The organism is Neisseria leonii, assembly GCF_028776105.2.
GTDB lineage: Bacteria > Pseudomonadota > Gammaproteobacteria > Burkholderiales > Neisseriaceae > Neisseria > Neisseria leonii.
Genome location: NZ_CP145606.1, coordinates 1,521,849 through 1,533,868 on the forward strand (window position 1 = coordinate 1,521,849; position 12,020 = coordinate 1,533,868).

Below are 12,020 nucleotides of genomic sequence, written 5' to 3' on the forward strand. Positions count from 1 at the left end.
TGAAAAACAACAAAATTTAGTGCGCCTCATGCGCCTGACTGATATAAACAAACGCCAGTGCCATAAAAATGAAAGCCTGCAGGGTAATTACCAAAATATGGAAAATCGCCCATGCCACTCCGGCTAAAATATGCATCACAAACAGGAACGGATCCATCAGCGTCACACTGCCGGAAGCCGCCCATGCACCACCCAGCAAGGCGATCAGCATAAACACCAGCTCACCGGCATACATATTACCAAACAACCGCATACCGTGCGATACGGTTTTGGACAGGAATTCAACAATATTCAACAGAAAGTTGGCCGGCGCGAGAAAAGGGCCGAAAGGTGCCGTAAACAGCTCGTGCAGCCAGCCTTTACCGCCCTTGATTTTGATATTGTAATAAATACACACCAAAAGCACCCCGATTGCCAACGCCAATGTGGTATTCAAATCGGCTGTCGGCACCACGCGCAGCAATGCGCCTTTGTCGCCGTTTACCCCCTGCCACGCCATCGGCAGCAGATCCACCGGCAGCAAGTCCATGGCATTCATCAGGAAAATCCACACGAACAGCGCCAAACCCAGAGGGGCAACAGCCTTGCGCGACTCTGCATTATGGATAATGCCTTTGCACATATCGTCGACAAACTCATAGAGCATTTCGACAGCCGCCTGAAAACGGTTCGGTATGCCCGCAGTAGCGGCTTTTGCACCGCGCCACAGGAAAAAGCTGCCCAACGCACCCAAAACAACCGCAAAAAAGACGGCATCGATATTGACAAAAGAAAAGTCAGCAATATTTTTCAGGCCCTGGCCTCTTGTTACATCCGACAGACTGGTCAAGCTTTCCAAGTGGTGCTTGATGTAGTCGGCAGCGGTCATCGATTCACTTGCCATAACGTTTAACTTTCCAAAATGCTAAAAAAACCACATGACTGACAGCCAGAAGCCCGGCCAGAAAAGCCGGAAAATGAATTTGCCGACGGTAGAGGGCAAACAGAACCACCATCATGGCCAATGCCAGTACTATTCTTAAACCCTCTCCGAAAATAAATGCATATCCGGCATATTGCGGATAATTGCGGAAAAGCTTTAAGACCAATACCGTGGCCGCCGAAGGCAGTAAATAGCATAAGCCGCCCGCTGCCGCCCATACTGCCGCCGTACCGCCGGACACCAGCCAAGCCAAACCAGCAGCCACCGACAGCACAACCGCCTGTAAGGATAAGATTTTGAACATTTTATTACCACTACACGCAGCAACAGGCTATTTAGGCCGCGCTACTATAATAAAAAGGGGGCGCATCAGTCAAGACAAATCGTTAATTCTCGTGAGTTTTCGCATATTTCCTGCCTGCTTGCGCCCGGATTCGCAGGCCGTCTGAAAAGCACGGTGCGCATTTGGCGGCATAAGCCGTTCCGCCCGACCCCAAGAAAGCACCGGACGGAACGTTTCCGACAAACGGAAAGCCGTTCAGTCGTAACGGACACCGAGTTTGTGCAGCAGCGCGTCCAAAGTATCGGCATTATCGAAATGCAGCACGATTTTCCCTTTGTGCCGACGGCTGCTTTTCACTTCGGCATTCACGCCCAATGCCTGCGTAATCGCTTCGTTCAGGCGCAGCAGATCCGGCGGCGTGGGTTTGGCCGGAGTATTTTTCCTTCCCTGCTGCGCCAGCTGGCTGCGCCGCTCCACTTCACGCACCGACCAGCCGTTTTTCACGGTTTTTTGTGCCAGTTCAAGCTGCTCGACCACCGGCAGCCCCAACAGGGCGCGGGCATGTCCCATTTCGAGACGGCGCGCATACAGCAAATCCTGAACCGGTTCGGGCAAAGCCAGCAGACGCAGGCTGTTGGAAATCGCGCTGCGGCTTTTGCCTACGGCTTTGGCGATGGTCTCATGAGTGAGACTGAATTCGTCGGCCAGGCGTTTCAGGCCGCGCGCTTCTTCAATCGGATTGAGGTTTTCGCGCTGCAAATTTTCAATCAAACCCATCGCCAGTGCGGTTTCGTCGCTGATGCTTTTAATCACGACGGGAATTTCGCTCAAACCGGCCATCTGCGCCGCCCGCCAACGCCGCTCGCCCGCAATCAGTTCGTATCCGGTCAGCCCGTATTCACGCACAATCACCGGCTGAATCACGCCCTGCGCCTTAATCGATTCGGCCAGTTCCTGCAAGGCCTCATCGTCCATCTGCACACGCGGCTGATAACGGCCGGGCTTGATGTCGGCCAAAGGCACAGTTGTGAGACGGTCGCCCGCACTGTCTTCGGAAGCGGCCGCCATCAGCGCGTCCAAGCCGCGGCCGCCCAGACCGCCGGATTTTGTTTTTGCCATCTTGATATTTCCTTTTAGCGGCACACCGCCGCGCCTGATACGGATTCAAACAACCGCGCATTCTATCGGATATTGCCGCCCGCGGACAAACCGTTTCGTCCGGCCGTCTGAAAACGGTGCAGGCAGCCGTCCTGCCATTCTCTCGACAACAGCCGTTTATCCACCCGACCTGCGCACCCCGCCCGCACGGCACCCGGCAAACGGCCGCTTTATCTTTGCCGCACCGATACACGCCGCACCGGCTTTTCGGATTCAGACGGCCTGAGCGGCAGACAAAAACCGTACAAACCCAGCCCGCCGCCAGTACAATAGGCGTTTTTTCCAAACGGGACGGCAGCATGGCGACGGTCAAACAAATGGCCACGGTCAAACAATACGATGCAGTCATACTCGGTGCGGGGGCGGCGGGCATGATGTGCGCCGCACAGGCCGGACAGCAGGGGCTGCGGGTGGCCTTGGTTGATCATGCGGTGAAAATCGGCGAAAAAATCCGCATCTCCGGCGGCGGCCGCTGCAATTTCACCAACCGCCTGATCGACGGACGGGACCCCGCACCGTTTTATGTTTCGCAACAGCCGCGCTTTGTGCGCCATGCGCTCGCGCGCTACACCGCCGCCGACTTCACCACCCTACTCGACCGCCACGGCATAGCTTATCAGGAAAAACACAAAGGCCAGCTGTTTTGCCGCAACAGCGCGCAAGACATCATCGCCATGCTGCAAACCGAATGCCGCAGCGGAAATGTCGACTGGCATACCGGCCGCCGAATCCGCCAAACCGCCGTATCCGAACCGTCCGAACGTCAGGACAGCCCGCCAGGCCGCACCGTTTTTGCAACGGTAACCGATCAGGAAATCCTGCACAGCCGTTTTTTGGTGGTGGCCACCGGCGGGTTGGCCGCTCCGGCCGTCGGTGCCACGCCGCTGGGCTACGAAACCGCCAAACAGTTCGGCCATACCGTTGTCCCGCCTCAGGCCGCATTGGTACCGCTGCGCTTTGAAAACTGGGAACAGACAGGCTATGCGGATTTGGCGGGCATTGCCCTGCCGGTGCGCATCGGCACGGCACACGGGCGCGGCATGATGTGGTTTGACGAAGATCTGCTCTTCCGCCACAAAGGTTTGAGCGGCCCGGCGGTTTTGCAGATTTCCAGTTATTGGCAAAGCGGGCAAATCCTCGAAATCAATCTGGCACCCGATATGGACTTGGCCGAACGGCTGTGCAGGGGCAAGGCGGGCAGCAGAAGCCGTCTGAAAACCGCACTCAAACAACTCTGCCCCCACCTGCCGGACCGCCTGCTGTCGCTGTGGCTCGCCCGCAGCAGCGCGGCGGCGTATGCAGAAAAAAACTGGGCGGACACCCCCGATACCGTTTTGGCGCAACTGGGCGGCAGCTTCAATTGCTGGACGGTTCTGCCCTCCGGCAGCGACGGCCACAAAAAAGCCGAAGTGACCCGGGGCGGCGTGGACGTTTCCCAAATCGACACGCGCACCATGCAGAGCAAACTCACCGCCGGCCTGTATTTTATCGGCGAAGTCATGGACGTTACCGGCTGGCTGGGCGGCTACAATTTCCAATGGGCCTGGTCTTCGGCCGTATGCGCGGCACGCCATATGGCCGAAACCGCCAAAGCCGCCTGAGTCAGAACACCCAAATACTGCATTTCAGACGGCCTGATCCGGCAGCAGCACAACCAGCACATACAGGCACCGCCTGCCGCCTATGCCGCCCGCCTTTTCAGACGGTCTGAAAAACGCGTACAATCACGCTATTTTTCTCTGCACATTCAAGATCATGATTTACCCCAAAACCTACGATGTCATCGTCGTCGGCGGCGGCCACGCCGGTACCGAAGCCGCACTGGCGGCCGCGCGTATGGGCGCGCAAACGCTGCTGCTTACCCACAATATCGAAACCCTCGGCCAGATGTCGTGCAACCCCTCCATCGGCGGCATCGGCAAAGGCCATCTGGTGCGCGAAGTCGATGCGCTCGGCGGCGCGATGGCACTGGCGACGGATATGAGCGGTATCCAGTTCCGCCGCCTGAACGCCAGCAAGGGCGCGGCGGTGCGAGCCACGCGGGCGCAGGCCGACCGTATTCTGTATAAAGCCGCCATCCGCGAAATGCTGGAAAATCAGGAAAATCTCGAACTCTTTCAGCAGGCAGTGGAAGACATCACGCTCGACGGCGAACGCATCAGCGGCGTGAAAACCGCGATGGGCGTAGCGTTCAAAGCCCGCGCCGTGGTGTTGACCGCCGGCACGTTTCTGGCGGGCAAAATCCATATCGGCTTGGAAAACTATGCGGGCGGCCGTGCGGGCGACCCGGCCGCACAAGGTTTGTCCGGCCGTCTGAAAGAATTGAACCTGCCCGTTTCTCGCCTGAAAACCGGCACGCCGCCGCGCATCGACGGGCGCACGATTGATTTTTCCCAATTGGAAGAACAGCCCGGCGACACGCCGACACCCGTGATGTCGGTACGCGGCAATGCCGAAATGCACCCGCGCCAAGTATCGTGCTGGATTACCCATACCAACCTGCAAACGCACGAGATTATCCGTTCGGGTTTCGACCGCAGCCCGATGTTTACCGGCAAAATCGAAGGCGTGGGGCCGCGCTACTGCCCCTCCATCGAAGACAAAATCAACCGCTTCGCCGACAAAGACAGCCATCAGATTTTTCTCGAACCCGAAGGCCTGACCACCCACGAATACTACCCCAACGGCATTTCCACCAGCCTGCCGTTCGATATTCAAATCGCGCTGGTGCGCTCGATGAAAGGCCTGGAAAACGCCCATATCCTGCGCCCCGGCTACGCCATCGAATACGACTATTTCGACCCGCGCAACCTCAAAGCCGGCCTCGAAACCAAAACCGTCCAAGGCCTCTTCTTCGCCGGACAGATTAACGGCACCACGGGCTACGAAGAAGCCGCCGCACAAGGCCTGCTGGCGGGCGCGAACGCCGTGCAGTATGTGCGCGGGCAAGAGCCTCTGCTGCTGCGCCGCGAGCAGGCATATTTGGGCGTACTGGTGGACGACTTGATTACCAAAGGCGTGAACGAACCCTACCGCATGTTCACCAGCCGCGCCGAATACCGCCTGCAGCTGCGTGAAGACAACGCCGATATGCGGCTCACCGAAGACGGCTACAAAATCGGCTTGGTCGGCGAAGCGCAATGGCGCGCGTTCAACGAAAAACGCGAAGCCATTGAGCGCGAAATCCAACGCCTGAAAAGCACTTGGTATACACCGCAAAAACTGGCCGAAAGCGAACAAATCCGCGTATTCGGCCAAAAACTGTCGCGCGAAGCCAATCTGCACGACCTGCTGCGCCGCCCAAATGTCGGTTACGCCGCGCTGATGACGCTGGACGGTGCGATGCCGTCTGAAAATCCGGCCGAAGACGTTGCCGAGCAGGTGGAAATCCAAGTGAAATACCAAGGCTATATCGACCGCCAAAACGAGGAAATCGAAAACCGCCGCGACATCGAAACGCTGAAACTGCCGTCTGAAATCGACTACGCCAAAGTCAAAGGTCTGTCGACCGAAGTGCAGCAGAAGCTGAACCGGCACCGCCCCGAAACCGTCGGTCAGGCCTCACGCATTTCAGGCATCACGCCTGCTGCCGTCGCGCTGCTGCTGGTGCATCTGAAACGCGGTTTCAAAGACGCGGAATAAACCGTCCATGCACCGTCTGTCCACATTCTGCCTTGCCCTGCTGCCGCTGGGTTTCCTGCTGGTGATGGTGGCCGCGCCGCTGGGCGCGCTGTCGCTGTATGACGACGGCAGCGGCGGTGCCGTTTGGGCAGACGTTTTGGCCGACGGCTATATCCGCGGGCGCATAGTGTGGACGGTGGTGCAGGCCGCGGTTACCGCCGTGCTGACCCTGCTGTTGGGCGTACCGGCCGCATGGGTGCTGGCACGGCTGGCATTTCCCGGCCGTGCGCTGATACTGCGCCTGCTGATGCTGCCCTTTGTGATGCCCACGTTGGTGGCGGGCATGGGCGTATTGGCGCTGTTCGGAACCAACGGCCTGCTGTTTTCAGACGGCCGGGACACGCCCTATCTGCTGCTTTACGGCAATGTGTTTTTCAACCTGCCCGTGTTGGTGCGCGCCGCCTATCAGGGGTTCAACCAAGTGCCCGCCGCCCGCCTGACGGCCGCGCAAACGCTGGGGGCGGGTGCGTGGGCGCGTTTCCGCCACATTGAACTGCCCGTGCTCAGGCCTTGGCTGGCAGGCGGTATGTGCCTCGTTTTCCTGTACTGCTTTTCCGGCTTCGGCCTGGCCCTGCTCTTGGGCGGCACGGCTTACAGCACCGTCGAAGTGGAAATCTACCGCCTGATTACTGTGGAACTGGACATGGCGCAGGCCGGCGTTCTGGTGTGGCTTTCGCTCGGCATCACGCTGGTCTCGGGCGCGGCCTATGCGTTTTTCAGCCGCCGCACCCACAGCGGCCGCCGGATTGTGCCGCTGCCGCCGCAGGCACCGTCCCGCCCGCTGCATTATGCGGCCATTGCCGCTGCGGCCGCCGTCTTGGCCGTCTGCTGCGCGCTGCCTTTGGCCGCCGTATGGGCACAGGCCGCCACAGCGGGGGCTTCGTGGCGGGTACTGCTGGAAACCGACACCTTGTCCGCCGCCGCCAACACGCTGCGTTTTACCTTTTCCGCCATACCGCCCGCCCTGATTCTCGGTATCAGCCATGCCGCTCTGGCGCGGCGGATGCCGTGGCTGCGCGGCATCACGTTTTTACCGTTTATGGTTTCGCCGGTGTGCATTTCTTTCGGCCTGTTGCTGCTTTATCCCCAATGGACGGCTTCGCTGCCGCTTTTGATTGCCGCCTACGCGCTGCTGGCCTATCCGTTTATCACCAAAGACCTGCTCGCCGCCTGGGACGCGCTGCCCGAACGCTACGCCCGTGCGGCGCAAACGCTGGGGGCAGGCGGTTTTCAGACGGCCCTGCGCATCACCGCCCCGCTGCTGCTGCCCGCCGTACGCCGGGGTACCACACTGGCCGCCGCCACCTGCGCGGGCGAATTTGCCGCCACCCTGTTTCTCTCGCGCCCCGAATGGACCACTCTGACCACCCTGATCTACCAATATCTCGGCACCGCCGGCAGCGACAACCACGACAAAGCCATGGTGCTGACCGCCGCCCTGATGACGCTGGCCGCCGCCGTCTTCCTGCTGCTCGACCCCCGGGAACAAAGGCCGCCACCCTATTGAAAGCCCGCCATGCTCGAACTGATACGCCTGCACAAAACTTTCGGCACCAAAACCGTAGCCGACCACATTTCGCTGACCGTTCCCGCCGGCCGCCTGCTGGCCGTATTGGGCGCATCGGGCGGCGGCAAAACCACCCTGCTGCACATGGCGGCGGGGCTGGTCCGACCCGACAGCGGGCAAATCCGCATCGGCGGCCGCGACGTTACCGGAATCCCGCCCGAACGCCGCCGCACCGGCCTGATGTTTCAGGACTACGCCCTGTTTCCCCATCTGACCGTGGCACAAAATCTGGCTTTCGGCCCGGCCATGCACGGTATCCCCGCCGCCGAACGCCGCACACGCATCACACGCATACTGGCCGACATCGGCTTGGAAAACGAAGCACAGCGTATGCCCGACAGCCTGTCCGGCGGCGAACAGCAGCGCGCGGCCTTGGCACGCGCCATGCTGATCGAACCGGAACTGCTGCTGTTGGACGAACCCTATTCCAATCTCGACAGCCACCGCCGCCACGACCTGCGCACGCTCACACTGGCCCAAATCCGCCACCGCAACATTCCCGCCGTACTGGTTACCCACGACCCAGCCGAAGCCCTGCAAATGGCCGACGAAATCGCCCTGATGCAGAACGGCCGCATCATTCAGCAGGGCGCACCCGCCGAACTGCTGCACCGTCCCGCCTCGGCCGACGCCGCCCGCCTGCTCGGCTTGGCCAATGTCTCGCCCGACCACTATATCCCGCCGCAGGCCGTCAGGCCGTCTGAAAACGGCACACCGTCGCGCGTCAGCCGGATCCTGCTCCACCCGCAACACAGCCAGATCATCGTGCAACACCCCGAATGGGGCAGCCTGCATATGCCGCTGCCGCCGTCTGCCGCCGTCCCCGAAACCGGCAGCCTGCTGAACATATCTGTGGACCGGACCGCCGTCGTCATATTCGACCCCGCCGCGTGAACCATACCGCATCCAAGGTCGGATACTTGTATCCGACAATCCTCCAAAAGCAGGTAAAGATATTGATTACCCGACAACCATTTCATTGATAGCGCCGGATTCGGGAATCCGGCCTACCCTTTGCACGGATACCCGTTGCCCATATCCGTCAACCCCATCAAAAAGGCCGTCTGAACCGGTTTCCCGATTTTCAGACGGCCTTTACCTGCCGCAAAAACACCGCAATTTGCCGACCATTGCCCACCCATTCAGAATCAGAACCCAAAGCTCATGAGTCGGATTCAAGAATCCGACTACGCCCATTATCCGAGCAGGCAGACCGCCAACCCTATCCGAATCAGTAGGTCGGATACTCGTATCCGACACCCCGCCGAAAACAGGTGTGATATGGCTCTTTCCGCCACCATGCCATGTTTATAATCATGCCGGATTCGAGAATCCGACCGAACGGATGCAAAAAAATGCCGTCTGAAATTTCAGACGGCATCTGTTTACCCGAAAAAATCCGCTTATCCGTTTTGCAGCTTCGCCAACTGTGCCGCGACTTTGGCCGCTTTGTCCTGCAAGTCAGCCAATTCGGCTTGGTCTTTGGCCACCAGATGAGCGGGGGCTTTTTCGGTGTAGCCGGGTTTGGCCAGTTTGGCGGTCAGTTTGTCCAAGGCTTTTTGCAGTTTTTCCGCCTCTTTGTTCAGGCGGGCGGTTTCGGCGGCTTTGTCGATTTCCACTTTCAGCATCAGGCGTACGCCGTTGCAGACGGCGACAGGGGCGTCTTCACCCTCGGGCAGGACACCGACAGGCTTCGCTTCGGTCAGGCGGGTCATCGACGGCAGGTATTTGAGCAGGCTTTCGTCGGCATTGCCTTCGATGAACAGCGGTGCTTTCACATTCGGCGCAATGCCCATTTCACCGCGCAGATTGCGCACCGCGCCGATCAAATCCTGCAACGCGGCCATTTTGTCAAAGGCCGTCTGAACGATTTTTTCCGGCTCGGCACGCGGCCATGCGGCAGTCATAATACTGTCGGTGTGCTTGGCACCGGCCAGCGGCGCAACGGTCTGCCACAGCTCTTCGGTAATGTAGGGCATAATCGGGTGCAGCAGGCGCAGAATCACTTCCAACACGCACACAAGTGTATGGCGGGTGGTGCGCTGCGTGGCCGGGCAGCCGGTTTGAATCTGCACTTTGGCCAGCTCGATATACCAGTCGCAGAAATCGTTCCACACAAATTCGTACAGCGTTTGCGCGGCCAGGTCGAAACGGTAGGTATCAAACGCTTCGGCCACGGCGGTTTCCACCTGCTGCAGGCGGCCGATAATCCACTGGTCGGCAAAGGTATAGGCGCGCGGCGCGCTTTCGTCCAAACCGCAATCTCGGTTTTCCACATTCATCAGCACGAAATTGGTGGCATTCCACAATTTGTTGCAGAAGTTGCGGTAGCCTTCGGCGCGTTTGAAGTCGAAATTGATGCTGCGCCCCAGGCTGGCGTAGCTGGCCATCGTGAAGCGCAGCGCGTCGGTACCGAATACGGGAATGCCCTCCGGAAAGAGTTTTTTCGTCGCCTCAATGACTTGCGGTGCTTTTTCGGGACGGCGCAGGCCGGTGGTACGCTTAATCAGGAGCGGTTCGAGTTCGATGCCGTCAATCAAATCCACAGGGTCAATCACATTGCCCTCGGATTTGGACATTTTTCTGCCTTCGTGGTCGCGCACCATGCCGTGAATGTACACATCTTGAAACGGCACTTTGCCGGTAAAGTGGGTGGTCATCATAATCATGCGCGCCACCCAGAAGAAGATGATTTCGTAACCGGTTACCAGCACGCTTGAGGGAAGAAAAGCTTTCAGTTCATCGGTTTCAGACGGCCAGCCGAGTGTGGAAAACGGCACGAGAGCGGAGGAGAACCAAGTATCGAGTACATCCTCGTCGCGCGTCAGGCCGGTTTTGCCCGCCAGCTTTTCCGCCTCGGCCTGATTGCGGGCGACAAAAACACGGCCGTCTGCATCGTACCAGGCGGGAATCTGATGCCCCCACCACAATTGGCGCGAGATACACCAGTCTTGGATGTTGTTCATCCACTGGTTGTAGGTATTGACCCAGTTTTCGGGGATAAATTTCACCTGCCCGCTGTCCACTGCGTGTCTGGCTTTTTGCGCGAGGCTCATGCCTTGGAACTCGCTCTCGGGTTCGCCGCCGTTTGGTACGGCAGACATGGCGACAAACCATTGGCTGGTGAGCATCGGCTCGATAACGGAGCCGGTGCGGTCGCCCTTGGGCGTCATCAGTGTATGCGGCTTCACTTCGGCCAACAGCCCTTGTGCGTCCAAATCGGCAACGATTTGTTTGCGCGCGGCAAAGCGGTCGAGGCCGGCATAGGCTTCGGGCAGGGCAACAGCCGTCTGAACCTCGCCTTTATAGTTGAACACTTCGGCTTCGGCCAATACTTTGGCTTCCAAATCAAATACATTGATTAATCGGGTATCGTGGCGCTTACCGACTTCGTAGTCGTTGAAATCGTGGGCGGGCGTGATTTTCACGCAGCCGGTGCCGAAGTCTTTATCCACATATTCATCGGCAATCACGGGAATGGTACGCCCCGTCAGCGGCAGCAGCAGCTCTTTGCCGACCAGATGGGCATACCGTTCATCTTCGGGGTGGACGGCCACCGCCACATCGCCCAGCAGCGTTTCGGGGCGCGTGGTCGCCACAATCACGCTTTCAGACGGCCTGTCCGCCACAGGATAACGGATATGCCACATCGACCCCTGCTCTTCCACGCTTTCCACTTCCAAATCGGAAACGGCCGTACCCAGCACGGGATCCCAGTTCACCAAACGCTTGCCGCGGTAAATCAGCCCCTGCTCAAACAGGCGCACGAACACTTCGGTAACCGTGTCGGCACGCACGCTGTCCATCGTGAAATATTCGCGGCTCCAATCGGCCGAACAGCCCATGCGGCGCATCTGCTGCGTAATCGTGCCGCCGGACTGCTCCTTCCATTCCCACACTTTTTCCAAAAACTTTTCCCGCCCCAAATCGTGGCGCGAAATGCCCTGTTCGGCCAATTGGCGTTCCACCACAATCTGCGTGGCAATGCCCGCGTGGTCTGTTCCGGGAATCCAGCAGGTGTTGCGGCCTTTCATGCGGTAATAGCGCGTCAGGCCGTCCATAATCGTTTGATTGAAGGCATGACCCATGTGCAGCGTACCGGTAACATTCGGCGGCGGCAGTTGGACGGAAAACGACTCGCCCGGCTGCATATGCGGCCGGAAATAACCTTGGTTTTCCCAATGCTGATAATGCTTGGCTTCGATTTCGGCGGGATTGTATTTGTTTAACATAATGCGGATACGTTCTGAGAAATGAAGAATAAACGGAATTATAACGGATAAGCCCGCTTAAAAACGAGCAAAGCGGGTTTCTGCGAAAAGAAACCGTAGGTCGGATCCTTGAATCCGACACCGTTCATCTGACAGGTTTAAAGATTGCGGTGAAGAAAAAGTCGGATTCGAGAATCC

Annotated in this window: 8 protein-coding genes; 4 read left to right on the forward strand and 4 right to left on the reverse strand. The window is 58.7% G+C overall.

Annotation, left to right across the window (positions count from 1 at the left end; translation table 11 throughout):
• Positions 1 to 16: 16 nt before the first annotated feature.
• The 3 genes from atpB to ORY85_RS07255 form a co-directional block, all read right to left on the reverse strand.
• A complete protein-coding gene (atpB, locus tag ORY85_RS07245) occupies positions 17 to 883 on the reverse strand; it encodes a F0F1 ATP synthase subunit A (protein WP_274571945.1) in 867 nt (288 codons plus the stop codon).
• A complete protein-coding gene (locus ORY85_RS07250) occupies positions 873 to 1,226 on the reverse strand; it encodes an ATP synthase subunit I (RefSeq protein ID WP_274571946.1) in 354 nt (117 codons plus the stop codon). Before ORY85_RS07250 ends, atpB begins: the two co-directional genes overlap by 11 nt.
• A 234-nt stretch (positions 1,227 to 1,460) precedes the next feature.
• Entirely contained in the window at positions 1,461 to 2,324 is an 864-nt protein-coding gene (locus tag ORY85_RS07255; protein ID WP_274571947.1) for a ParB/RepB/Spo0J family partition protein, read from the reverse strand.
• Between the two features lie 338 nt (positions 2,325 to 2,662).
• Between ORY85_RS07255 and ORY85_RS07260 the strand changes: the two genes are divergently transcribed.
• From ORY85_RS07260 to ORY85_RS07275, 4 genes are all read left to right on the forward strand, one after another.
• Positions 2,663 to 3,964 (forward strand): aminoacetone oxidase family FAD-binding enzyme, encoded by a 1,302-nt coding sequence (locus tag ORY85_RS07260; RefSeq protein ID WP_274571948.1) that lies wholly within the window; start codon positions 2,663 to 2,665, stop codon positions 3,962 to 3,964.
• 154 nt (positions 3,965 to 4,118) lie between these two features.
• Positions 4,119 to 6,005 carry a tRNA uridine-5-carboxymethylaminomethyl(34) synthesis enzyme MnmG gene (mnmG, locus tag ORY85_RS07265; RefSeq protein WP_274571949.1) on the forward strand — a complete coding sequence of 629 codons (1,887 nt, stop codon included), beginning with the start codon at positions 4,119 to 4,121 and terminating at the stop codon, positions 6,003 to 6,005.
• A 7-nt stretch (positions 6,006 to 6,012) separates the two neighbouring features.
• A complete protein-coding gene (locus ORY85_RS07270; protein ID WP_274571950.1) occupies positions 6,013 to 7,551 on the forward strand; it encodes an iron ABC transporter permease in 1,539 nt (512 codons plus the stop codon).
• A 9-nt stretch (positions 7,552 to 7,560) separates the two neighbouring features.
• Positions 7,561 to 8,505 (forward strand): ABC transporter ATP-binding protein, encoded by a 945-nt coding sequence (locus tag ORY85_RS07275; RefSeq protein ID WP_274571951.1) that lies wholly within the window; start codon positions 7,561 to 7,563, stop codon positions 8,503 to 8,505.
• A gap of 509 nt (positions 8,506 to 9,014) precedes the next feature.
• Here the strand turns inward: ORY85_RS07275 and ORY85_RS07280 are convergent.
• Entirely contained in the window at positions 9,015 to 11,843 is a 2,829-nt protein-coding gene (locus ORY85_RS07280; protein WP_274571952.1) for a valine--tRNA ligase, read from the reverse strand.
• Between the last annotated feature and the right edge of the window lie 177 nt (positions 11,844 to 12,020).

Excerpts from the sequence above, each read along its gene's own strand:
- atpB (WP_274571945.1), bottom strand. The coding sequence starts at position 883 with ATGGCAAGTGAATCGATGACCGCTGCCGACTACATCAAGCACCACTTG.
- ORY85_RS07250 (WP_274571946.1), bottom strand. The coding sequence starts at position 1,226 with ATGTTCAAAATCTTATCCTTACAGGCGGTTGTGCTGTCGGTGGCTGCT.
- ORY85_RS07255 (WP_274571947.1), bottom strand. The coding sequence starts at position 2,324 with ATGGCAAAAACAAAATCCGGCGGTCTGGGCGGCCGCGGCTTGGACGCG.
- ORY85_RS07260 (WP_274571948.1), top strand. The coding sequence starts at position 2,663 with ATGGCGACGGTCAAACAAATGGCCACGGTCAAACAATACGATGCAGTC.
- mnmG (WP_274571949.1), top strand. The coding sequence starts at position 4,119 with ATGATTTACCCCAAAACCTACGATGTCATCGTCGTCGGCGGCGGCCAC.
- ORY85_RS07270 (WP_274571950.1), top strand. The coding sequence starts at position 6,013 with ATGCACCGTCTGTCCACATTCTGCCTTGCCCTGCTGCCGCTGGGTTTC.
- ORY85_RS07275 (WP_274571951.1), top strand. The coding sequence starts at position 7,561 with ATGCTCGAACTGATACGCCTGCACAAAACTTTCGGCACCAAAACCGTA.
- ORY85_RS07280 (WP_274571952.1), bottom strand. The coding sequence starts at position 11,843 with ATGTTAAACAAATACAATCCCGCCGAAATCGAAGCCAAGCATTATCAG.